The following is a 21,315-nucleotide window of genomic DNA, read 5'->3' as shown; positions in this document are numbered from 1 at the left end:
TTCGGTGGTCATTGCGTTAGGGAAACGCCCGGTTACATTCCGAACCCGGAAGCTAAGCCTTTCAGCGCCGATGGTACTGCAGGGGGGACCCTGTGGGAGAGTAGGACGCCGCCGAACAATTTTTCCGGGAAAGCCCCGTGCCTTGTGGCACGGGGCTTTTCTGCGTTCTGAACGTCTAGGGTCGAACCATGCGCTACGAACTGGTCATCTTCGACAACGACGGTGTGCTCGTCGACAGTGAGCCGCTCGCCAACACCGTCCTCTCCGGCTACCTGACCGAACTCGGTCACCCCACCACGTACGACGAGTCGCTCCGCGACTACATGGGGTCTGCCGTGCACCGCGTGCACGATCTCGTCGAGGAGAGGACCGGGCAGAAGCTGCCCGAGGACTTCGACTCCACGCTCAACGCCCGTACGTTCGCCGCTTTCCAGCAGGAGCTGGTGGCGGTGGACGGGGCCGAGGAACTGCTCGGGAAGCTCGTCGCGGACGGGGTGGACTACTGTGTCGCCTCCTCCGGGGGCCACGAGCGGATCCGGGTCGGGCACCGCAAGACGGGGATCGACCAGTGGTTCGAGGAGGAGTGGATCTTCAGCTCGGAGGATGTCGGGCGGGGCAAGCCGGCACCGGATCTGTTTCTGTACGCCGCCGAGCGGATGGGCGTCGCGCCGGAGCGATGCGTCGTCATCGAGGACAGTCCGCTCGGGGTCGAGGCGGCGCGGGCGGCCGGGATGGACGTGTACGGGTTCACGTCGATGATGCCCGCCGACCGGCTCACCGGAGTGACCGGGCACTTCTCGGACATGGCGCAGCTTCCCGAACTGCTGGCCTGAAACTGCTCGGCTGATCCGTCTACCCACGGGTAGCGCCTGGCTCTACGCTCGCGGCCATGACAGATGCGGGCTTGCGGTACGGCAGGGCCTCCCTGGGGTTGAGCTTCGGCGTCCAAGGGGTGGCCTTCGCCCTTCTGGTGACGCGTATCCCCGCCATTCAGGACCAGTACGGGATATCCGACGGGCTGCTGCCCGTCTTCCTCGCCGCTGTCCCGATCCTGGCGGGGGCCGGCAGCGTGGCCACCGAGAAGGTGGTCGCGCGGGTGCGGCCCGGTGTGGTCCTGCGGTGGGCCCAGCCCCTCGTCCTGCTCGCCCTGCTCGGGGTGGGCGCCGGGCGGGAGGTGTGGCACGTCGCCGTCGCGCTCGGCGTCTTCGGGCTGGCCGTCGGGGCGCTGGACGCCTCCATGAACATGCTGGGCGTCAGCCTCCAACGGGCGTACGGGCGCTCCATCATGCTCGGGTTCCACGCCGCGTACAGCCTCGGCGGGATCGCGGGGGCGTCGCTGGCGTGGGTCGGAGCGCGGTGGGACCTCTCGTTGTTCGTGTCCTATCTGCCCGTCGTGGTGGTGCTGTTGCCCGCCGCGCTGGCCGGAAGCCGGTGGTACACGGAGGGGAAGGGGCCGGCGGAGGAAGCGCGCTCCGGTGGTGGGGGTGCGGGCGGGGGGCTGTCGTTCAAGCTGTTGCTGCCGTTGTGCCTCGTCATGACCTTCGCGTACATCGGGGACTCGACCGTCTCCAACTGGAGTGCCAAGTACCTCCAGGACGTGCTGGGCAGCTCCGAGCAGCTCGCGACCGTTCCGTACAACGTCTACATGGTGACGACCCTGCTGGGGCGGGCCGTGGGGGACCTCGGGGTGCGGCGGTTCGGGGCGGTCGCCGTGGTGCGGGGCGGGAGTCTGCTGGCGGCCGGCGGGTTCGCCGTGGTGGCGCTTGCGCCGGGGGCCTGGGTGGGGATGCTCGGGTTCACGATGCTCGGGTTCGGGCTGTGCGTGATCGTGCCGCAGACCTTCGCGGCGGCCGGGCGGATGTTCCCGGAGAACAGCGACGCGGCCGTGGCCCGGCTGAATATCTTCAACTATGTGGGGTTCCTCATCGGTTCGCCGCTCGTGGGCGCTCTGGGCGATGCGTGGAGTTATCGGGGAGCCATGCTCGTACCGATGGGTCTGGTGCTGGTGACGCTCGTGTATGCCCGCGCGTTCGGGCCGGACCCCGCCCGATACGGTGGCGGGCATGAGCGGGCGCGCACAGCTGATGTGGGATGACGCAGTTACGGGGTACGACTTCGGGGAGGCCCACCCCATGGATCCGGTCCGGCTGGACCTGACGATGGGGCTGGTGCGGGCGTTCGGGCTCGACGGGGCGGTGGATCTGCGGTCGGCGAAGTCCGCGGGGGACTCCACCCTGCGGCTCGTGCACCGGGAGGACTACGTGGCGGCGGTGCGGGCCGCCTCGCTGAATCCGCGCGCCGCCGACCAGGACTACGGGCTCGGGACCGTGGACGATCCGGCGTTCGCCGGGATGCACGAGGCGTCCGCGCTGATCGCCGGGCTGTCGGTGGGCGCCGCCGAGGCCGTGTGGCGGGGCGAGAGCGAGCACGCGGTGAACTTCACCGGGGGGCTGCATCACGCCATGCCCGGTTCGGCCGCCGGGTTCTGCGTCTACAACGACCCGGCGCTCGCCATCGCCCGGCTGCTGGAGCTGGGCGCGGAGCGGGTCGCGTACGTCGATGTGGACGTGCACCACGGCGACGGGGTGCAGGCCGCGTTCTGGGAGGACCCGCGCGTGCTGACGATCTCGCTGCACGAGCATCCGAGGACGCTGTTCCCGCAGACCGGGTGGCCGGAGGAGACCGGGGCCGGGGCGGGCGAGGGCTCCGCGGTGAACGTGGCGCTGCCGGCCGGGACCGGGGACGAGGGGTGGCTGCGGGCGTTCCACGCCGTGGTGCCCGAGCTGCTGGCCGACTTCCGGCCCCAGGTGCTCGTCACCCAGCACGGGGCCGACACCCACTTCGAGGACCCGCTCGCGCATCTCGCGGTGTCGCTGGACGCGCAGCGGGCGGTCATGGAGTCCTGTCACCGGCTGGCGCACGACCACGCCGACGGGCGCTGGGTGGCGCTCGGCGGCGGCGGATACGCGGTGGTGGACGTGGTGCCCCGGTCGTGGACGCATCTCGTCGGGATCGCGGCGCACGCGCCCGTCGACCCGGAGTCGGTGGTGCCGCCGTCCTGGCGGGATCTCGTCTACGCCCGTACGCGGCAGTTGGGGCCGGGCCGGATGACCGACGGGCGTACGCCGTCCTGGAAGGCGTGGGAGGACGGTTACGATCCGGCGGACCGGCTGGACCAGGCGGTGCTGGCGTCCCGGAGGGCGGCGTTCCCGCTGCGGGGTCTGCTGACCTGAGGGGCGCGGCCGGGGCGTGCGCGGGCATTGTGCCGTGCGCTACGCCAACGGTGGGGCGTAACGGGAATCCGGTACGCCCGGGCCGCGCGATACGGCAGCATCCCAGGGGTGTTGAGCACCGGGGCGTTACGCGCCCATCTGCTGGCGGCCCGGCTGGCCGGGCCCGTGGCCACGCCGCGCGAGAACAGTCTGCGCAGCTACCGGCTGTTCGCCGCCCGGGATCCTCGGGTGATGCTGGGGCTGGCGCCCGAGCGGGCCTGGGGCGAGGGCGAGCTGTTGCGGCTGATGGCGGACCGGTGCGGGGTCTCGGCGGATCCCGCGCATGTGAGCGGGCCCGACGCGATCGACCCGGACCGGACGGTGGCCGCGCTGGACGCGTTCGCCGAGCGGTTGGCGCTGGTGGCCGAGCGGCGGGCTCCGGTGCTGCTGGGGACCGGTCATCCGCACCGGCTGCTCGGTTTCTACGCCGGGCTGGCAGACGCTCTGTCGGCGGCGGGCTGTCCTGTTCTCACCCCCGCGCAGGGGAGATGTGTCGACATAACGACCCGGTTTGGCGTACGTACGTACAACCTCGACTACGTACGGGGTGTCGCGCTGGTGCGCGAACCAGGGGGGCGGCCCACGGGTGGTGAGACCGGCGCGCACACGCATTCGCCGCTTCCGGTGCGGCTGGCGCTCCAGGACGCGGCGGAGCGGCTCGGGGTGCTGCCCGAGCTGGTGATCGGGGATCACGGCTGGGTCTGCGGCGCAGGTCAGCTGGGGATCGAGGCGATCGGGCCGGCGGACACGGACGATCCGGCGCTGTTCGTCGGGGAGGCGGAGGGCCGGGTGTCCGTCGTCGTTCCGCTCGACGACGGCGTACGGGCCCCGTTTTACCGGCCGTTGACGCGCTATGTGCTCAATCGGGCCCGTCTGTCACCGTAGGCCGTCGACCGCCCCTCCTCTTCCCCACTCGCACCACCCGCCCCTAACCTGGTGAGTGAGCGCACAACGACGAAGAGTCACCGGAGGGGAAGCCGGTGCGCGTCCGGTGCGGAAGGTACAGGTGGGTCATGGCTGCTGGCAGCGAGAGGCCTCTCAACGAGGTCAAGTTTCTGACCGTGGCGGAAGTCGCCTCGGTCATGCGAGTGTCGAAGATGACCGTGTACCGCTTGGTGCACAGCGGTCATCTGCCGGCGATCCGGGTGGGCAGGTCCTTCCGGGTGCCGGAGCAAGCGGTTCACGCGTATCTCCGCGAGTCCTTCGTGGGGGTGGAATCAGCCTGACGTCAGCCTGGGATCAACCCGGGGTTGCCTGCGGATTACGTCCCTCGGACGGTGGCGGGTAGGCTAGGCCGACGTAGGTCGTGTGGGCCCAGACGCCCCGCACCAGTGAAGATGAAGTAAGCGAGGGTAGTCGTGGGCTCTGTTATCAAGAAGCGGCGCAAGCGGATGGCCAAGAAGAAGCACCGCAAGCTGCTCAAGCGCACGCGCGTTCAGCGTCGCAACAAGAAGTAAGCGAACGCAGTTCGTGAGATCCGCAGCCCTTCCGCCGTTCCGGTGGAAGGGCTGCGGTGCGTTTCGGGGCCTGGGGTCATCACAGGGCGGCGTCCACCCGCTACGGTGACGGCCAGGGAAGTTACCGCGGGAAGCAGGGGAGCCGGGTCTTGGGAAAGGTCGTGCTCGTCACCGGAGTGGCCCGGCAGCTGGGAGGCCGCTTCGTCCGGCGCGTGCAGCGCGAGCCCGGGGTGGACCGGGTGATCGCCGTCGACGCGGTCGCGCCCGCGCATCAGCTGGGCGACGCGGAGTTCGTCCGCGCCGACATCCGGCAGTCGGCCATAGCGCGGATCCTGGCCGAGTACGCCGTCGACACGGTGGTCCACCTGGACGTCTCCGGCAAGGCGCTCGGCGCCGGCGGCCGGACGGCGATCAAGGAGACCAACGTCATCGGCACCATGCAGCTGCTCGGCGCCTGCCAGAAGTCGCCGACGGTGCGACGGCTCGTGGTGAAGTCCAGTACGAGCGTGTACGGGTCGGCGCCCCGCGACCCCGCCGTGTTCACCGAGACCACCCCGCCCAAGTCGCTGCCCAGCGGCGGCTTCGCGAAGGACGCGGTGGAGGTCGAGGGGTACGTACGGGGCTTCGCCCGCCGCCGGCCGGACGTGGCGGTGTGCGTGCTGCGGTTCGCCAACATCCTGGGGCCGCACCCGGACTCGCCGCTCGCCGACTATCTGTCGCTGCCCGTCCTGCCGACCGTCTTCGGCTACGACCCCCGGCTCCAGTTCGTGCACGAGGACGATGTGATCGACGTCCTGGGGATCGCGGCGGGCGAGCCCCGGCGCGGGACGCTGAACAGCGGCACGTTCAACATCGCCGGTGACGGGGTGCTGCTGCTGTCGCAGTGCTCGCGGCGGCTGGGCAGGCCGACCGTGCCGGTGCTGCTGCCCGCCGTCACCTGGGTCGGCTCGGCGCTCCGTACGATCGGCATGACCGACTTCTCGCCGGAACAGATCCGGCTGCTCACCCATGGCCGGGTGGTCTCGACCGTGCAGATGCGCGAGACCCTCGGCTTCCGGCCGAAGTTCACCACGGCGGAGACGTTCGCGGAGTTCGCGCGGAGCCGGGGGCCGGGGCTGCTGCCGCCGGCGACGGTGGGCGGGGCGGTGGACCGGCTGGCGGCGCTGCCGCTGCCGGGAGGCGCCGGGCCGCGGGAGCGCGGGTCCGGTGCGGTACAGACGACTCACGGCGCCAGGTAGAGGAGCGCACCGACGATGGCGGACGCCAAGGTCATTCCGTTCGACGACGACCGTTCGCGGTCCGGCGGCACATCGCGCCCGGCGCGGCGCCGGACCGGGCCGGGCGGCCCCGGCGGCGGTCGCGGTGACGGCTCGGCGGCTCCGGTGAGCGCCCTGCCGGGGGCGCAGGCGCCCGAGCCGCCCGTGGAGGCGGAGCAGGAGGAGCTCCGTCAGGATGCGGGCGGCGCCGAGGGTTCCGCGGGCGGTGGCTGGGAGCGGCGGATCGCGGGCGGGCTCGCGTTCCTGCGGCGGCGGGTCACCGGTGACTACGACGTCGACGAGTTCGGTTACGACAAGGAGCTCACCGACCAGGTCCTGATGTCGGCGCTGCGCCCGCTGGCCGACAAGTACTTCCGGGTCGAGGTGAAGGGCATCGAGAACATCCCGTCGGACGGCGGGGCGCTCATCGTGGCCAACCACTCCGGGACGCTGCCGCTGGACGGGCTGATGCTCCAGGTCGCGGTGCACGACAACCATCCGGCGGAGCGGCATCTGCGGCTGCTCGCCGCCGATCTGGTCTTCCATCTCCCGGTCGTCAACGAGCTGGCGCGCAAGGCCGGTCACACGCTGGCCTGTGCGGAGGACGCGCAGCGGCTGCTGGAGACGGGTGAGATCGTCGGGGTGATGCCGGAGGGCTTCAAGGGCATCGGCAAGCCGTTCGGCGAGCGCTACAAGCTGCAGCGCTTCGGCCGGGGCGGGTTCGTGTCGACGGCGCTGCGCGCGGGTGCGCCGATCGTGCCGTGCTCGATCGTGGGCGCGGAGGAGATCTACCCGATGATCGGCAACGCGAAGACGCTGGCCCGGCTGCTGGGCTTCCCGTACTTCCCGATCACGCCGACGTTCCCGTGGCTGGGACCGCTGGGCGCGCTGCCGCTGCCGACGAAGTGGACGATCCAGTTCGGTGAGCCGATCCCGACGGACGGCTATCCGCCGGAGGCGGCGGAGGACCCGATGCTGATGTTCAACCTGACGGACCAGGTGCGCGAGCAGATCCAGCACACGCTGTACAAGCTGCTGGTGCAGCGGCGGTCGGTCTTCTTCTGACCTGCTGTACGAGGGAAGGGCCGGTACGCGATCGCGTACCGGCGTTGCTCGGATCTACGGCCTGAGGTTCTCGCCGTCGATGCCGAGGCCCGGGAGGAGCCCGGGGAGGAGCGGGGGCAGGGTGACGTCCGGGGCGGCCGGTGTGCTGGGCTTGCCCTCGGGGGAGGGCTTGGTGAGGCCGTCCGTCGGGAGGTCGTCCAGCAGGCCGTCCGTGCCGCCGCCGAGCAGCCCGTCGTCCGGGGTGGCGTCGCCGGAGCCCGGGGAGCCGGAGGGCTTGGGGGTGGTGCTGTTGTCGTCGGTGCGGTCTCCGGGCTGCTCGGGGGCGGCCGGGGACGCGGGGGCGTCGGTCCGGGGCGAACCGGCGTCCGGGGTGGTGGTGTCGGCGCGTCCGGTGTTCTTGTCCTCGCCCGGGGGGCGGGGGAGGAGCGACTGGAGCGGTGCGACCTCTTCCTCTATGGCGTCGAAGACCGAGCTGACCTCGTCGCGGACGTCGGTGAGCTGGACGGGCAGCCGGTCGCGGAGGCTGCTCCAGGTGTCGCGGTGCGAGCGGGAGAAGGTGTCCAGGGTCTGGATGGGGCCGATCGCTCCGTCGCGCTGGTAGGCGGCGCGGAGCAGGCGGTGGCCCTCGGAGGCGTCGTGGGACATGCCGTTGAGCGCGCGTCTGACGGCGCCGAGGGATTCGTGGTCGAGTGCGCCGGAGCGGCCGCGCTCCATGAGTCTGCGGGCCTCGCTGAGCCGGGTGGAGGCCTGGTCGAGATAGACCTCGCCGCGGTCGGCGTCGCCCTTGGCCATGCCGAGGCTGATGTCCTCCATCCCGCGCTTCAGCCCGTACAGCGAATCACCGGGGAGGGCGTCGGAGCTGGCGGCGGCCACGCCGCCGAAGGCTCCCGCGGCCACGCCGACGGTGAGCCCGCCGGCGGTGAGCCCCTTCGCCCAGCGGGAGCGGGGGCGCAATTTCCGCAGTGGTGAGGCCCGGTGGGCCCCCTTGCCCCGTTGCACGGGCACCGTAGGGCCCGTGGACGCGCCGCCCTCGGCGAACATGGCCTCCATGGCCGCGACGAGCTGCGCTCGCTGCACCACTTTGACCTCGGGGTCCAACTGCGGCTTCGGTAGCTCACCGAGGCCGTTCGCCAGGGCCAACAGCGGTCCGCGGTCGGCCTGGTCGGCCGGCTCCGCGGGCTGTACGGCCGCCGCACCCTGGGGGGTCTGCTCCTCCAGGGCCTGGGCGAAGGCGTTCGCCCGCCGGTGTGCCGAAACGTTTGCGATCACTGGCGGCACCTCCTCTCGTCATGACGGTCGACTCCCCTGGCGGTCCGGAAGTTGCACACCTTGAGCGTTTCCACTCGATGGAGTGAGCGGAGACGGACAGGGGGTGACGACAGGGGGCCTGCAACCGGCACAACGAGGCGCGCGGCACTTGGGTTACGCACGAAAGATGATCGGACCAGTGCGTGACGGGACGGTCACGCAGCGGTCCGGTCAGCGGGCGTCGTCCGGCAGGAGTCGGGCGAGCGTCCGTACGGCTCGGTACTGGAGGGTCTTGATCGCGCCCTCGTTCTTGCCCATCACCCGGGCGGTCTCGGCGACCGAGAGGCCTTGGAGGAACCGCAGGGTGACGCACTCCTGCTGCTGGGGGTTGAGCCGCCGCACGGCCTGGAGCAGGGCGGCGTTGGAGAGGGACTCCAGGACGGAGTCCTCGGGGCTGCGCGCCACCTCGTTGGCGTCGAGCATTTCGCCGGTGGTCACTTCCAGTCGGAAACGACTGGATTTGAAGTGGTCTGCGACCAGATTGCGAGCGATCGTGACCAGCCAGGCGCCGAAGTCGCGGCCCTGCCAGGTGAACGTGGAGATACGGCGCAGCGCGCGGAGGAAGGTCTCACTGGTGAGGTCCTCCGCGGTCGCCTTGCCGCCCACGCGGTAGTAGATGTACCGGTACACGGTGTCGCTGTACTGGTCGTACAGGCGGCCGAAGGCGTCCGCCTCACCGGCCTGTGCGCGCTCGACGAGATCCATCATGCGCGCGCTGTCGCTGTCGGCGGTGGGACGGCGGACGGTCGAGGTGGTCGAGGCGGCGCGGGTGCCGCGTCTTCCGACCGCCGCACTGCGTTCGGCCAGGGCGTAGCAAGGGCCGGCAGGTGCAGGGGTGGCAAAAGCGGGGACGGCGTACGCGGTGGGGACGAAGCCGCGCAAGCGGTCAATGACCGATGCACGCAGCGTAGCCAGGCCCGAGGCGTCAACCCCGACGTGTGGGTACACGGGACTCCCAGAGGCAGAGCTTCCATCACGAGCAGTTCGAAAAACGTCACCCGTGGTAGCGAGTGACGGTCTCCGTGATGCGTCTGAGGAGAATAACGCTTCGTGCAGGCAGCGCTACACCCAGTTGTCTAAATCACCGGTTCCGTCGCTTCTGTTATCGCTAAGTGACGTATCAAGTAGCACTTGGTGACCGTTTATTGATCGGATTACTTCGTGATCTGTCTGCGGGGGCGACGGGTTGTGGCCGCGCGACGGCGATCCGGCAGGCCGGAGGGGGCGTCGGCCGGGGTGCCGGAGCGGTTCACGATCGGGCGCCCGGGCCCGGGCGTGGCTGCGCCCCGTGACCGGACGGGCGGGCACGGGGCGCGGAGCGCGCGGGGTGGGGAGCGTGCGAAGCGGGTGCGGGTCAGCGGCGGCGGCGGTGCAGGGCGACGGCGGCGGCCGTGCCACCCGCGAGCGCGCCGACCCCGGCGGCGGCCGGGATGCCGACCTTGGCCGCCTTGCGGCCGGTGCGGTAGTCGCGCAGCCGCCAGTCGCGGGCGCGGGCGTACTTGCGGAGCTTGGTGTCCGGGTTGATCGCGTACGGGTGGCCGACCAGCGAGAGCATCGGGATGTCGTTGTGCGAGTCGCTGTAGGCGGCGCAGCGGTCCAGGTCCAGGCCCTCGGCGGCGGCCAGGGCGCGGACGGCCTCGGCCTTGGCGGGGCCGTGCAGGGGTTCACCGACCAGGCGGCCGGTGTACACGCCGTCGACCGATTCGGCGACGGTGCCGAGCGCGCCGGTCAGGCCGAGGCGGCGGGCGATGATGGTGGCGGTCTCCACGGGTGCGGCGGTGACCAGCCAGACCTTCTGCCCGGCGTTCAGGTGGGCCTCGGCCAGGGCGCGGGTGCCGGGCCAGATGCGGTCGGCCATGTACTCGTCGTAGATCTCCTCGCCGATGGACATCAGCTCGGAGACGCGGTGACCCTTGACGATGGACAGGGCGCTGTCGCGGGCGTCCTGCATGTGTTCGGGGTCCTCGACGCCGGCCAGCCGGAACCAGGCCTGCTGCCAGGCGAACCGGGTGAGTTCGCGGCGTTCGAAGAACTTCCGCTTGTAGAGGCCGCGGCCGAAGTGGAAGATCGCGGCGCCCTGCATCACGGTGTTGTCGAGGTCGAAGAAGGCGGCGGCGCGGTCGTCCCCGGCGACGGGGAACGCGGGCTCCTCGGGAGCTTCTTCGGAGGTTCCGGTCAGGAGGGCGGAGTCGTCGTCGGCGGCCGAGGTCTTGCGTGCGGCCTCGGCGGCGGCCTCGCCTGCCAGGACGCTCCGTGCGGTAGCGGAACGCCTACGGGGTGTGAGCCATCCAAGAGCGGCCATGCGGTGAGCATAGCCAGTCCGCCGGTACCTGCCCGACCTGCCGCGATGCGGGGGCGTGAACGCTTCGGGTCGGAATGGTGAATCGGGCGATTCCGGGCGGTCCGGGGCGGCGGTCCGCGGGCGCAGAATGAAGGCATGAGTCCTCTGCTGCGCCGTACGAAGAAGAAGCCCGCCGAGCGGGTGGTCACGCTGGTCGGGAAGCCCGGATGCCATCTGTGCGAGGACGCGCGGGCGGTGGTGAGCGCGGTCTGCGCGGAGACCGGTGCGTCGTGGGTGGAGAAGGACATCACCGAGGACGAGGAGCTGTACAAGGAGTACTGGGAGCAGATTCCGGTGGTGCTGATCGATGACGAGCAGCACACGTTCTGGCGCGTGGACCCGGCGAGGCTGCGCAAGGCGCTGGGTGCGGACGCGAAACCCGGTTAACATTGCGGGCGTTTTGAGTGGCCTCGGGGGCTTGGCTGTGAGGAGTGTGTACCGCTTTGCCCCCTTCGAGGCTGCAACGGGCCGATGCGGTCCCCGGTTCCGGGATCGCGCGGGAAATGTGCGTGACCCCGGTCACTTTGACCGGACAAAACGGACACCATCTTTGTGCACGCGTTCACAAAGACATAGCCTGCAGGGGACGGGGCGGTCTAGGGACATACGGCCGCCTGCAGCCCCGCTCATCCCGCAGGAGCACCGTGGCAACTGGCCGAACACACCGACCGGCGACCCGTAGCCGAGGAATCCCCGAGGCCACCGTCGCCCGACTTCCGTTGTATCTGCGCGCTCTCACCGCGCTCTCCGAGCGATCGGTCCCCACGGTCTCCTCCGAGGAGCTGGCCACGGCGGCCGGCGTCAACTCGGCGAAGCTGCGCAAGGACTTCAGCTACCTCGGGTCCTACGGCACCCGCGGTGTCGGATACGACGTCGAGTATCTCGTCTACCAGATCTCGCGTGAGCTCGGGCTCACCCAGGACTGGCCGGTCGCGATCGTCGGTATCGGTAACCTCGGCGCGGCCCTCGCCAACTACGGCGGCTTCGCCTCCCGCGGCTTCCGGGTCGCCGCGCTGATCGACGCGGACCCCGCCATGGCCGGTACGCCGGTGGCCGGGATCGCCGTCCAGCACACGGACGACCTGGACCGGATCATCAGCGACAACGGTGTGTCCATCGGCGTGATCACCACCCCGCCCGGCGCGGCCCAGCAGGTCTGCGACCGGCTCGTCGCCGCCGGTGTGACCTCCATCCTGAACTTCGCGCCGACCGTGCTGTCGGTGCCCGAGGGCGTCGACGTGCGCAAGGTCGACCTCTCCATCGAGCTCCAGATCCTCGCGTTCCACGAGCAGCGCAAGGCCGGTGAGGACTCCGCCGCCGAGGACGAGGGCGCGCCCCCGATGCGTGCCACGCCCGCCGGCCGGAAGGGACCCGACGGGGACATGCCCGCCGTGATGCCGGCATGAGCCTCCTCGTCGTCGGACTGAGCCACCGCAGCGCCCCCGTCTCCGTACTGGAACGGGCCTCGCTCGCTGCCGAGACCCAGGCCAAGCTGCTCCAGGACACCCTCGCCGCGGAACCCGCGACCGAGGCCGCCGTGCTGGCCACCTGCAACCGCATCGAGCTGTACGCCGACGTGGACAAGTTCCACGCGGGCGTCGCCGAGCTCTCCACCCTGCTCGCCCAGCACAGCGGCGTCGGCCTGGAGGAGCTCACTCCGTATCTCTATGTGCACTACGAGGACCGGGCCGTCCACCACCTCTTCTCGGTGGCCTGCGGGCTGGACTCGATGGTCGTCGGCGAGGGTCAGATCCTCGGCCAGATCAAGGACGCGCTCGCGCGCGGCCAGGAGCTGCACACCGCCGGACGGCTGCTGAACGACCTCTTCCAGCAGGCCCTGCGGGTCGGCAAGCGCGCCCACAGCGAGACCGGCATCGACCGGGCCGGGCAGTCGCTCGTCACCTTCGGGCTCCAGCAGCTCGCCGCCGGCGCCGACCCCGAGCGCTGGGCCCGCGGCAAGCGCGCCCTGGTCATCGGCGCCGGATCGATGTCCTCGCTGGCCGCCGCGACCCTCGCCCGCACCGGCTGCGCCGAGGTCGTCGTCGCCAACCGGACCCGCTCCCGCGCGGACCGCCTGGTGGAGATCCTCCAGCAGGGCGACGACACGGAGGTGCGCGCGCACGCGGTCGAGATGTCCGCGGTCGGCGACGAACTGACACGTGCCGACATCGTCGTCTCCTGCACCGGTTCCACCGGCCTCGTGCTCACCGCCGACGCCCTCGCCGACGCCCTGGGCGTGACCCTGGACGCCGCGCCCGAGAAGCCCGCGGCCACCGTCACCCCGGCCCCGGCCGACGTCGACCAGCACGCCGCCTGGGTGGAGAACGGTTCCGCCACCTCCGCCGCGCACGCCGGTCCGGCGACCGCGCTGCGCCGGGCCACCGTGCCCGCCCAGTCCACCGGACCGGTCCGGCTCGCCCTGCTCGACCTCGCCATGCCGCGCGACATCGACGGCGCGGCCCACCGCATCGACGGTGTGCGCCTCGTCGACATCGAGTCGCTCGCGGAGGCGTCCGCCGACGCCCCGATGGCCGCCGATGTGGACCGGGTCCGCACCATCGTCTCCGACGAGGTGGCCGCCTTCGGCGCCGCCCAGCGCGCCGCGCACGTCGCCCCGACCGTGGTCGCCCTGCGCACCATGGCCGCCGACGTGGTGGCCGGCGAGATCGCCCGGCTGGACGGCCGCCTTCCCGACCTGGACGAGAAACAGCGCGCCGAGATCACCCAGACCGTGCGCCGCGTCGTCGACAAACTCCTGCACGCGCCCACCGTGCGGGTCAAGCAGCTCGCCAGCGAGCCCGGCGGCGCCGGGTACGCGGACGCGCTGCGAGAACTCTTCGACCTCGACCCGCAGACGGTGGCCGCCGTCTCCCGGGCCGACCTGAACGACCCGAATAGAGGGCGGTCATGACCGACAACTCATCGCCGGACGCGCGAGGCGCCGCTCCGCTCCGGCTGGGCACCCGGCGCTCCCAACTCGCCATGGCCCAGTCCGGGCTCGTCGCCGAGGCGGTTCGCGAGGTGACCGGGCGCGCCGTCGAGCTCGTCGAGATCACCACGTACGGGGACACCTCCCGCGAGCACCTGGCGCAGATCGGCGGCACCGGCGTGTTCGTCGCGGCCCTGCGCGAGGCGCTGGCGCGCGGCGAGGTGGACTTCGCCGTCCACTCGCTCAAGGACCTGCCGACCAGCCAGCCCGACGACCTCGTGCTGGCCGCCGTGCCGCAGCGCGAGGACCCGCGCGACGCGCTCGTCGCCCGGGACGGGCTGACCTTCGAGCAGCTGCCCGACGGCGCCCGCATCGGCACCGGTTCGCCGCGCCGCATGGCGCAGCTCAACGCGTACGCCCGTTCCCACGGCCTGCGGATCGAGACCGTCCCCATCCGGGGCAACGTCGACACGCGGATCGGGTTCGTGCGTGACGGAAAGCTCGACGCGGTGGTTCTCGCCGCCGCCGGGCTCAGCCGTCTCGGCCGGAGCGGTGAGGCGACCGACTTCCTGCCGGTCGACACCGTCCTGCCCGCTCCCGGCCAGGGAGCACTGGCGATCGAGTGCGCCGCGTCCAGCGCCGACCTCGCCGCCGCGCTCGCCGAGCTCGACGACCCGTACACCCGGGTCGCCGTGACCGCCGAGCGTGCCCTGCTCGCCGCCCTGGAGGCCGGCTGCTCCGCACCTGTGGGTGCGCTGGCCGACCTCCTGGTCGACGGACAGGTTGTCAACGAACTGCGCCTGCGCGGAGTCGTCGGTACCACCGACGGTTCCTCGCTCGTACAGCTGTCCACCACCGGTCCCGTCCCCACGTCGCACGACGACGCGGCGGCCCTCGGTCGCGAACTCGCGGCCGAGATGCTCGCCAAGGGTGCGGCCGGTCTTATGGGGGAGCGAGCACTTTGAGCCCCACCGGCCCCGCCGCATCCGACTTTCCTGCCCTGTCCGCCCAAGGCCAGGTCACCTTCCTCGGCGCCGGTCCCGGCGACCCGGGACTGCTGACGCTGCGCGCCGTCGAGGCGCTCGCGAGCGCGGACGTCCTTGTCGCCGAGCCCGATGTGCTCGACGTCGTTCGCAGCCATGCGCGAGCAGGCGTGAGCACGCCTGAGCTGACGGTTGTTGACGTCTCGTCAACAGCCGCCGGTGTACCCGTTCTCAGGGATGCCGCCAATCTTGTCATGGAGGCAGCGAAGGGCGGCAGGCGGGTGGTCCGTGCGGTCGCGGGCGACCCGGGCCTGGACGGGGACGCGGGCGCGGAGATGATCGCCTGCGCCGCCGCCGGGGTGCCCTTCGAGGTGGTCCCGGGCATCGCGAACGCCGTCGGCGTGCCCGCGTACGCCGGGGTGCCGCTGCGTGACGCGCAGGGCGCGGACGTCCGCTTCGTCGACGCCCGTACCGCCTCCGACCGGTGCTGGAGCGAGGTCGGCGCGAGCGACGCGACCGCCGTCGTCTCCACCACGCTGGACGCGGTCGCGGCCGCCGCCGGTGAGCTGGTCTCGGCGGGCCGCAAGCCCGACACCCCGCTCACCGTGACGATCGCGGGCACCACCACCCGCCAGCGCACCTGGACGGCGACCCTCGGGACGATCGCCCAGACGCTCAAGCAGGCCAAGGTGCTGCCCTCGCCCGAGGGCCACCGGCCGGTCATAGCCGTGGTCGGAGAGCGCAGCTCCGCCGCCCAGCGCGACCAGCTCGCGTGGTTCGAGTCCAAGCCGCTGTTCGGCTGGAGGGTGCTCGTCCCGCGCACGAAGGAGCAGGCCGCGTCGCTCTCCGACCAGCTGCGTTCCTACGGTGCGGTGCCGCACGAGGTCCCGACGATCGCCGTCGAGCCGCCGCGTACGCCCCAGCAGATGGAGCGCGCGGTCAAGGGCCTGGTCACCGGACGCTACGAGTGGATCGCCTTCACCAGCGTGAACGCCGTCAAGGCGGTCCGGGAGAAGTTCGAGGAGTACGGTCTCGACGCCCGCGCCTTCGCCGGGATCAAGGTCGCCGCGGTCGGCGAGCAGACCGCGGCCGCGCTGATCGACTTCGGCGTCAAGCCGGATCTGGTGCCCTCCGGCGAGCAGTCCGCCGCCGGGCTGCTGGAGGACTGGCCGCCCTACGACCCGGTCTTCGACCCGATCGACCGGGTGTTCCTGCCGCGCGCCGACATCGCCACCGAGACCCTGGTGGCCGGGCTGATCGAGCTGGGCTGGGAGGTCGACGACGTCACCGCGTACCGCACGGTCCGCGCCTCGCCGCCGCCGGCCGACACCCGCGAGGCGATCAAGGGCGGCGGCTTCGACGCGGTCCTGTTCACCTCGTCCTCGACCGTCCGGAACCTGGTCGGCATCGCGGGCAAGCCGCACAACGTGACCGTGATCGCGTGCATCGGCCCGGCCACCGCGAAGACCGCCGAGGAGCACGGCCTGCGGGTGGACGTGCTGTCCCCGGAGCCGTCGGTGCACAAGCTCGCCGAGGCGCTCGCCGCCTTCGGCGCGCAGCGCCGGGACGCGGCGAAGGAGGCCGGCGACCCGGTGACCCGGCCGAGCGAGCGGCGCCCGGGTGCGCGCCGGCGTCGGACGACGACGTAGCAGTTACGAGGGTGAGTGGGCCCGGTCGCTTCGGCGGCCGGGCCCGCCGCCTTTCCCGGCACCGGTGTCGGTAAGACCGCGCTGCGTACGGGTCTATCGTCGAAGGATGACTGCGTACGGAAACTTCCCCGGCTCCCGCCCCCGGCGGCTGCGGACGACCCCGGCGATGCGGCGGATGGTCGCCGAGACACGGCTCGACCCCGCGAACCTGATCCTGCCCGCGTTCGTCCGGGAGGGCGTCGACGCCCCGGTCGCCATCTCGGCCATGCCCGGCGTGCACCAGCACACCCTGGACACCCTGCGGAAGGCGGCCGTCGAGGCGGTCTCGGCCGGGGTCTCGGGGATCATGCTCTTCGGGGTGCCGGAGGACGAGAAGAAGGACGCCCGGGGCACGGCGGGCACCGACCCCGACGGCATCCTCCAGGTCGCCCTGCGCGCGGTCCGCGAGGAGGTCGGCGACGACCTCGTCGTGATGTCGGACCTCTGCCTGGACGAGTACACCGACCACGGCCACTGCGGGGTCCTGACGGCGGACGGCCGGGTGGACAACGACGCGACGCTGGAGCGGTACGCGGAGATGGCCCAGGTCCAGGCGGACGCCGGGGCGCATGTGGTGGGCCCCAGCGGCATGATGGACGGTCAGGTCGGCGTGATCCGCGACGCCCTGGACCAGACCGGCCACGAGGACGTGTCGATCCTCGCCTACGCCGTGAAGTACAGCTCCGCCTTCTACGGCCCCTTCCGCGAGGCCGTCGGCTCCTCGCTCACCGGCGACCGCAAGACCTACCAGCAGGACCCGGCGAACGCCCGCGAGTCGCTGCGGGAGCTGGCGCTGGACCTGGCGGAGGGCGCGGACATGGTGATGGTGAAGCCCGCCGGACCGTATCTGGACATCCTCGCCAAGGTCGCGGAGTCCGTGGACGTGCCGGTCGCGGCGTACCAGATCAGCGGCGAGTACGCGATGATCGAGGCCGCCGCCGAGAAGGGCTGGATCGACCGCGAGAAGGCGATCCTGGAGAGCCTGACCGGGATCCGGCGGGCCGGGGCGCAGATGATCCTCACCTACTGGGCGACCGAGGTGGCCCAGTGGCTGGGCGGACGGGACGTCAGGCGCGGCTGAGCGCGCGCGTGATCACGGCCCACCCGCTCCGGTCTCCTGGAGCCGGTGGGCCTCCTTGATGGAGAAGCGGGCGCTGTCCCGGACGAGCGGGTCCTCGTCGGCCCGTGCGGTGGTGTCGAGGACCGTGGCGACGATCGGGTCGTCGGTGTAGGGCGCCAGCGACATCGCCGCGTACTGGCGGACCAGGTCCTCCTCCGGGTCGCGCAGCGCGGTGAGCAGGGCGCGGCCCGCTTCGTGGCGCAGGACGGGGTCGGCCGGGGGCCACAGGCGCAGGACGGTGGCGCTCTCGACGCGGGCCAGGTCGTACTCGCCCGGATCCGCGACGACCGAGACGAGGAACGGCAGCGCCTGGGCGTTGTCGTCCAGCTCGGTGATGATCTCCCGCTTGCGGTCGCTGCCCGGCGGCAGCGCGCGGAACTCGGCTATCAGGCGTTCGGCGACTTCGGCCGCTTCCGTCGCGGAGGCGGCTTCCGTCGTGGTCGGGACGTTCGTGTCGTTCATGGGGGTAGACACTTTCTGTCAGGGCCAGTCGACCAGTGCCATGAATGCTACGAAAGTGACCCCCACGGTGGCGGGTGCGGCGAGTGCCAGTCCTACGCGGCGGGCCGCGTAGCGGAGTCGGTGCGGTACGGCCCAGCTCGCGATCAGCACGGCCAGGGCGATGAGCAGGCCGATCCACAGGACGGTCCACCCGATCATCCAGCTGTCGTGGAAGCGTTCGGCCACCTCGCCGTTGCAGGAGTCGCACTCCATGGGCGAGAGCGCCCCGTAGAGCAGGGCGAGCAGCCCCAGCGGCACGGTGACGACCGAGGAGATCAGCGGGGCGATCCAGGAGTGGGGGTCGGGCGTCTCGTCGGGGGTGGGTGCGGGGGCGGCCCCGGGCCTGTCGTCGCTCATGTTTCCGAGTGAACAGTGAGGGGCCGCCGCCCGCATGAGTACGAGGGCTCAGCCGGCGGCGGTCCGGTCGGCGCGGGCCGCCAGCCAGGCGCGGGCCGCGTTCACCTCGCCTTCGGTGAGGGCCGGGCGCACCTGGTCCGGGTGGCGCGTGACGTAGTGCTCGCGGGCCGCCTTCAGCCCGATCGCGCGGGCCTCGGCGGAGAGCGCGGGGTGGTCGGCCACCTCCTGGGCGCGGTGCCACCAGCTGTGGCTGCGGGGGTCGATCGCGTAGTGCCACAGCGGCTGGGCGGGGTCGGCGACCCCGATCAGGACGCGCTCCAGGACGTACGCGCGGACGCCCGGCTCCGCGATCAGCTTCTCCGCGACGTGCAGCGGGTGGACGCCGTCGAGGCGGGCGCGGAGCAGCACCCAGGTCATCAGGTGCCCGGTGTCGTGTCCGCCGGAGACGATGAACTCCCACAGCTCGGCGGCCTTCGCCTCGTCGGGCGCGCCGAGGTGGGTGAGCAGCCGGACCGGGTCCTTCCAGAGCGGTTTGGGCTTCGCCCACCAGGCCACCAGGTCGGCCGCGGCCGGGTGTTCCAGGTCGAGCGCCAGGCAGGTCAGGGTGACCAGCGGGTGGCGCCACTCGGTGTACGTGGTGCGGTACTGCTTGGTCAGCTCCTTCTTCCAGCGGGGGAGGAGCGCCTGGAGTTCCGTCTGTGTGGCCTCGCCGTGGGCGTACAGCAACTCCAGGCAGAACGCGATGCCCTGGACTTCGGTGGACGGGTCGGCGAGCCGGTCGCGGAGCCACTGGACGTCGGACGGGGTGAGGGTGCGGTAGCGGTGGTAGAGGTCGCCGAGGCCGCCCTCGTAGCCGGTGAGGTCGGGGCCGGTGCCGGCGAGGAGTTCGTCGCGGGCGGACTCGTACCGCTCCAGGGCGGCCAGCGCCTCGGCCGTCTCGGCGGCGTCGGTGAGGCGTCCGGCCGCCTCGCGCACCCGGTCGGCCGTGTCGGCGGCGGCCTTCGCGGCGGCGACCCGCAGCGGGCGCGGCAGCCGTTCGTCCGTGGCGAACCGGACGGTGGAGAGCAGGAGCGGGAAGAACCCGTCGGAGGTGGGCGGGCGCGGGGTGCGGTGCTCGGTTGTGACGGCTTCCCGCAGTGCGTGGAGGAGGCGGGTCTGCGCGGTCTCGGGTGCGGTGTGGGCCGTCAGCTCCTCGGAGAGCGCGCGGGCCGCTCTGACCGGGTCCGGTTCGTGCCGGGCGTGGTGGGCGCGGAACCAGCCGCGTACGGCACCGTCGTCACCGGTCAGCGCCCACGCACGCAGCAGCTCCAGCGAGCGCGGGGACGGATGCGCGGCGAGGGCGTGGGACGCGTCGGCTCCCAGCTCGGCGGCCACCTCCCAGGCCTCCGGGTGCTCCTGGCGCAGCAGGGCGGGGAGCACGGAACGCCAGCCGCGCCAGGCCGCGAGCCGTCCGGCGTACGTCTCCCGCCAGGCGGCCAGCAGCCGTGCCGTCTCGTCCGGTGTCAGCGCCTGCCGGTGTTCCAGCGGGGCGGCGAAGCGGTCGGCGGCGGCCAGGTCCACGGGGCCCGCCAGCCGCTCGTGGAGCCAGCGTTCCTCGGCGGCGGTCAGCGGGTCGTACTCCCGCTCGCGGGTCTTCCGGCTGCGGGGCTCGTCGATGCGGGCGAGGAACTGGCGTACGCCCGCGGTGTCCTCGGGGTCGGGCAGCCCGTCGGCGTCCGTCGCCGTGACCTTGTCCAGCTGGAAGGCCCCCTGCGGACCGTTGTCGACGATCCGGTAGCCGGGCGGGCCCTCCCCGAGACCGGCGGCGACCGTGGCGTGGTCGCCGCCCCAGTGCAGGTAGAGCACGCCGGTCAGTTCGCCGGAGCGGGCGAAGGCGTCATGGGACTGCCAGTGCCAGTAGGCGAAGGAGGTGTCGGTGGCGATGCCTTGGGTCGCGAACATCTCCGCCGCGTCCTCGTGGCCGTCCGACTGGGTGTAGCGGCCCCGGGTGGGGGGAGGCAGGACGGCGAAGCGGTCGCCGCCGAGCGTGCGCCACCAGGCCTTGATCCGAGACAGGTCCGACTGCTGCCCGGCCGGACGGTTCGTGTTCAGTCCCACCAGAACGACCACGCTTCCTGGTTGAGTACGGCCTTCTCGGCGTAGACGGCGAGGTCGTACGGCGGGGACTGGTCGATGTTGTCCGGGCAGAACGCGTAGTGCTCGGCGGCCAGGGCGCGGGCCTCCTCGATCGTGGCGGGCGGGCGGCCCACGGAGACGATCATCGTGTCGAAGCCGAGCACCACGACCCGGGCGTCGTAGCGGTCCTCCCAGGAGCGGAGCACCGCGCAGAGCCGGGCCACGTCGTTCTCGTGGTTCATCGGGCCCGACCAGCCGATCGCCGCCGGTATGTCGGCGCTGCGGCGGGCCGGGACGAGGGCGATGCGGGCTCCGCCGAGCCACTCGTCCGCGTCGGCGGTGATCACGCCCACGAGCCCCGCGGCCACCGCGTCCGGGTCCTCGGGGGCCTCCCGGGCGGGGACGGGCGCGAGGCCGGGCCAGGAGCCGGCGCCGCCGGACTGCTCCCCGTCCTCCCCGTCCTCTCCGGCCTCTCCGTCCTCTCCGGACTCCCCGTTCCTCTCGCTCTCCTCGCCGGCCCCGTCGGACGCCGGGCCGCCGCCGACCTCGTCGTCCGCGTAATCCGTCCAATACCCCGCGAGGACCTCGTCGGCGTCGTGGTCGCCGGGATACGAGGTGCCGTCCGGGCAGAGGTCCCAGTCCTCCGGCCACTGGTCGCGCGAGCCGCCGGTGACCAGCACCGGCAGCAGCCCGAGCCGCCGCCCGGACGCCCGCAGGGCCGACCAGCCGCGCTGGTCCGCCGGGCCGTCCGCGTACCAGAGCAGCGGCTCGTGCCAGGGGCCGTCCAGCGTGGCGTCCACCAGGGAGCCCGGCGGGAGGTCCAGGCCGGAGGAGGCCAGGGAGGGCAGAGGATTCGGGAGCGTCGCCATGGTGGTGACTCTAGGCGGGGGCACTGACAACAGGCACGGACAGCGGATGCCGAC

At 72.1% G+C, this 21,315-nt stretch carries 21 protein-coding genes and 1 rRNA gene; 15 read left to right on the top strand and 7 right to left on the bottom strand.

Annotated elements, in window-relative coordinates:
- The 9 genes from rrf (at position 1) to KV381_RS15555 (ending at position 7,050) form a co-directional block, all read left to right on the top strand.
- Positions 1 to 117 (top strand): 5S ribosomal RNA (gene rrf / locus KV381_RS15595).
- 71 nt (positions 118 to 188) lie between these two features.
- On the top strand, positions 189 to 833 hold the full coding sequence (locus KV381_RS15590) for an HAD family phosphatase (protein WP_030088025.1): 645 nt from the start codon (positions 189 to 191) through the stop codon (positions 831 to 833).
- Between the two features lie 56 nt (positions 834 to 889).
- Positions 890 to 2,095 (top strand): MFS transporter, encoded by a 1,206-nt coding sequence (locus KV381_RS15585; RefSeq protein WP_030624467.1) that lies wholly within the window; start codon positions 890 to 892, stop codon positions 2,093 to 2,095.
- Positions 2,064 to 3,233 carry an acetoin utilization protein AcuC gene (locus KV381_RS15580; RefSeq protein ID WP_030088029.1) on the top strand — a complete coding sequence of 390 codons (1,170 nt, stop codon included), beginning with the start codon at positions 2,064 to 2,066 and terminating at the stop codon, positions 3,231 to 3,233. Before KV381_RS15585 ends, KV381_RS15580 begins: the two co-directional genes overlap by 32 nt.
- Before the next feature lie 108 nt (positions 3,234 to 3,341).
- Positions 3,342 to 4,157 carry a phosphatase gene (locus KV381_RS15575; protein WP_030088030.1) on the top strand — a complete coding sequence of 272 codons (816 nt, stop codon included), beginning with the start codon at positions 3,342 to 3,344 and terminating at the stop codon, positions 4,155 to 4,157.
- A gap of 128 nt (positions 4,158 to 4,285) precedes the next feature.
- Positions 4,286 to 4,498 (top strand): helix-turn-helix domain-containing protein, encoded by a 213-nt coding sequence (locus KV381_RS15570; RefSeq protein ID WP_003968329.1) that lies wholly within the window; start codon positions 4,286 to 4,288, stop codon positions 4,496 to 4,498.
- A gap of 132 nt (positions 4,499 to 4,630) precedes the next feature.
- Positions 4,631 to 4,729: a 30S ribosomal protein bS22 gene (locus tag KV381_RS15565; protein WP_003948845.1), complete on the top strand. Its 99-nt coding sequence runs from the start codon at positions 4,631 to 4,633 to the stop codon at positions 4,727 to 4,729.
- 149 nt (positions 4,730 to 4,878) lie between these two features.
- Entirely contained in the window at positions 4,879 to 5,967 is a 1,089-nt protein-coding gene (locus KV381_RS15560; protein WP_030088032.1) for an NAD-dependent epimerase/dehydratase family protein, read from the top strand.
- Between the two features lie 15 nt (positions 5,968 to 5,982).
- A complete protein-coding gene (locus tag KV381_RS15555; protein ID WP_030088035.1) occupies positions 5,983 to 7,050 on the top strand; it encodes a lysophospholipid acyltransferase family protein in 1,068 nt (355 codons plus the stop codon).
- A 54-nt stretch (positions 7,051 to 7,104) separates the two neighbouring features.
- Here the strand turns inward: KV381_RS15555 and KV381_RS15550 are convergent, their stop codons facing one another.
- From KV381_RS15550 to KV381_RS15540, 3 genes are all read right to left on the bottom strand, one after another.
- On the bottom strand, positions 7,105 to 8,319 hold the full coding sequence (locus tag KV381_RS15550) for a DUF5667 domain-containing protein (protein WP_030088037.1): 1,215 nt from the start codon (positions 8,317 to 8,319) through the stop codon (positions 7,105 to 7,107).
- A 210-nt stretch (positions 8,320 to 8,529) separates the two neighbouring features.
- On the bottom strand, positions 8,530 to 9,306 hold the full coding sequence (locus tag KV381_RS15545; protein ID WP_003968333.1) for an ECF subfamily RNA polymerase sigma factor, BldN family: 777 nt from the start codon (positions 9,304 to 9,306) through the stop codon (positions 8,530 to 8,532).
- A 406-nt stretch (positions 9,307 to 9,712) separates the two neighbouring features.
- Positions 9,713 to 10,660, bottom strand: coding sequence for an HAD family phosphatase (locus KV381_RS15540; RefSeq protein ID WP_030624474.1), 948 nt, complete (start codon positions 10,658 to 10,660; stop codon positions 9,713 to 9,715).
- 135 nt (positions 10,661 to 10,795) lie between these two features.
- On the opposite strand from KV381_RS15540, the gene KV381_RS15535 reads away from it, so the two are divergent.
- The 6 genes from KV381_RS15535 to hemB all read left to right on the top strand — a co-directional run bounded on the left by KV381_RS15535 (position 10,796) and on the right by hemB (position 17,380).
- Complete coding sequence (locus KV381_RS15535) at positions 10,796 to 11,086, top strand: glutaredoxin family protein (RefSeq protein WP_030088041.1); 291 nt, start codon at positions 10,796 to 10,798, stop codon at positions 11,084 to 11,086.
- A 257-nt stretch (positions 11,087 to 11,343) separates the two neighbouring features.
- Positions 11,344 to 12,105 carry a redox-sensing transcriptional repressor Rex gene (locus KV381_RS15530; RefSeq protein ID WP_030088043.1) on the top strand — a complete coding sequence of 254 codons (762 nt, stop codon included), beginning with the start codon at positions 11,344 to 11,346 and terminating at the stop codon, positions 12,103 to 12,105.
- On the top strand, positions 12,102 to 13,610 hold the full coding sequence (locus KV381_RS15525) for a glutamyl-tRNA reductase (RefSeq protein WP_030624478.1): 1,509 nt from the start codon (positions 12,102 to 12,104) through the stop codon (positions 13,608 to 13,610). Before KV381_RS15530 ends, KV381_RS15525 begins: the two co-directional genes overlap by 4 nt.
- Complete coding sequence (hemC, locus tag KV381_RS15520) at positions 13,607 to 14,593, top strand: hydroxymethylbilane synthase (RefSeq protein ID WP_030088048.1); 987 nt, start codon at positions 13,607 to 13,609, stop codon at positions 14,591 to 14,593. Before KV381_RS15525 ends, hemC begins: the two co-directional genes overlap by 4 nt.
- On the top strand, positions 14,590 to 16,260 hold the full coding sequence (locus KV381_RS15515) for a bifunctional uroporphyrinogen-III C-methyltransferase/uroporphyrinogen-III synthase (RefSeq protein ID WP_086777442.1): 1,671 nt from the start codon (positions 14,590 to 14,592) through the stop codon (positions 16,258 to 16,260). The genes hemC and KV381_RS15515 overlap by 4 nt, the downstream gene beginning before the upstream one ends.
- A gap of 106 nt (positions 16,261 to 16,366) precedes the next feature.
- The gene (hemB, locus tag KV381_RS15510; protein ID WP_030088051.1) at positions 16,367 to 17,380 is read left to right on the top strand and encodes a porphobilinogen synthase; all 1,014 of its coding nucleotides are present in this window, start codon (positions 16,367 to 16,369) and stop codon (positions 17,378 to 17,380) included.
- A 12-nt stretch (positions 17,381 to 17,392) separates the two neighbouring features.
- Here hemB and KV381_RS15505 read toward each other — a convergent pair whose 3' ends face one another.
- Genes KV381_RS15505 through KV381_RS15490 form a run of 4 tightly spaced genes read right to left on the bottom strand, consistent with a single transcriptional unit; the run spans position 17,393 to position 21,261 of the window.
- Positions 17,393 to 17,881 (bottom strand): hypothetical protein, encoded by a 489-nt coding sequence (locus KV381_RS15505; protein WP_030088052.1) that lies wholly within the window; start codon positions 17,879 to 17,881, stop codon positions 17,393 to 17,395.
- Between the two features lie 18 nt (positions 17,882 to 17,899).
- On the bottom strand, positions 17,900 to 18,277 hold the full coding sequence (locus KV381_RS15500) for a hypothetical protein (protein ID WP_103537161.1): 378 nt from the start codon (positions 18,275 to 18,277) through the stop codon (positions 17,900 to 17,902).
- Positions 18,278 to 18,325: 48 nt separating this feature from the next.
- Positions 18,326 to 20,386, bottom strand: a complete 2,061-nt coding sequence (locus KV381_RS15495) for a hypothetical protein (protein ID WP_086780028.1) — start codon at positions 20,384 to 20,386, stop codon at positions 18,326 to 18,328.
- Complete coding sequence (locus tag KV381_RS15490) at positions 20,365 to 21,261, bottom strand: DUF4253 domain-containing protein (RefSeq protein WP_086780027.1); 897 nt, start codon at positions 21,259 to 21,261, stop codon at positions 20,365 to 20,367. Before KV381_RS15490 ends, KV381_RS15495 begins: the two co-directional genes overlap by 22 nt.
- Positions 21,262 to 21,315 lie beyond the last annotated feature (54 nt).

It is taken from the genome of Streptomyces sp. WY228 (genome assembly GCF_019287315.1).
Lineage (GTDB): Bacteria > Actinomycetota > Actinomycetes > Streptomycetales > Streptomycetaceae > Streptomyces > Streptomyces caviscabies.
Note: the sequence above shows the minus strand (reverse complement) of the source record. Positions and strands in the feature narration are given on the sequence as shown.

Excerpts from the sequence above, each read along its gene's own strand:
- KV381_RS15590 (WP_030088025.1), top strand. The coding sequence starts at position 189 with ATGCGCTACGAACTGGTCATCTTCGACAACGACGGTGTGCTCGTCGAC.
- hemC (WP_030088048.1), top strand. The coding sequence starts at position 13,607 with ATGACCGACAACTCATCGCCGGACGCGCGAGGCGCCGCTCCGCTCCGG.
- KV381_RS15570 (WP_003968329.1), top strand. The coding sequence starts at position 4,286 with ATGGCTGCTGGCAGCGAGAGGCCTCTCAACGAGGTCAAGTTTCTGACC.
- KV381_RS15555 (WP_030088035.1), top strand. The coding sequence starts at position 5,983 with ATGGCGGACGCCAAGGTCATTCCGTTCGACGACGACCGTTCGCGGTCC.
- KV381_RS15525 (WP_030624478.1), top strand. The coding sequence starts at position 12,102 with ATGAGCCTCCTCGTCGTCGGACTGAGCCACCGCAGCGCCCCCGTCTCC.
- KV381_RS15500 (WP_103537161.1), bottom strand. The coding sequence starts at position 18,277 with ATGAGCGACGACAGGCCCGGGGCCGCCCCCGCACCCACCCCCGACGAG.
- KV381_RS15490 (WP_086780027.1), bottom strand. The coding sequence starts at position 21,261 with ATGGCGACGCTCCCGAATCCTCTGCCCTCCCTGGCCTCCTCCGGCCTG.
- KV381_RS15540 (WP_030624474.1), bottom strand. The coding sequence starts at position 10,660 with ATGGCCGCTCTTGGATGGCTCACACCCCGTAGGCGTTCCGCTACCGCA.
- KV381_RS15580 (WP_030088029.1), top strand. The coding sequence starts at position 2,064 with ATGAGCGGGCGCGCACAGCTGATGTGGGATGACGCAGTTACGGGGTAC.
- KV381_RS15535 (WP_030088041.1), top strand. The coding sequence starts at position 10,796 with ATGAGTCCTCTGCTGCGCCGTACGAAGAAGAAGCCCGCCGAGCGGGTG.
- hemB (WP_030088051.1), top strand. The coding sequence starts at position 16,367 with ATGACTGCGTACGGAAACTTCCCCGGCTCCCGCCCCCGGCGGCTGCGG.
- KV381_RS15585 (WP_030624467.1), top strand. The coding sequence starts at position 890 with ATGACAGATGCGGGCTTGCGGTACGGCAGGGCCTCCCTGGGGTTGAGC.
- KV381_RS15505 (WP_030088052.1), bottom strand. The coding sequence starts at position 17,881 with ATGAACGACACGAACGTCCCGACCACGACGGAAGCCGCCTCCGCGACG.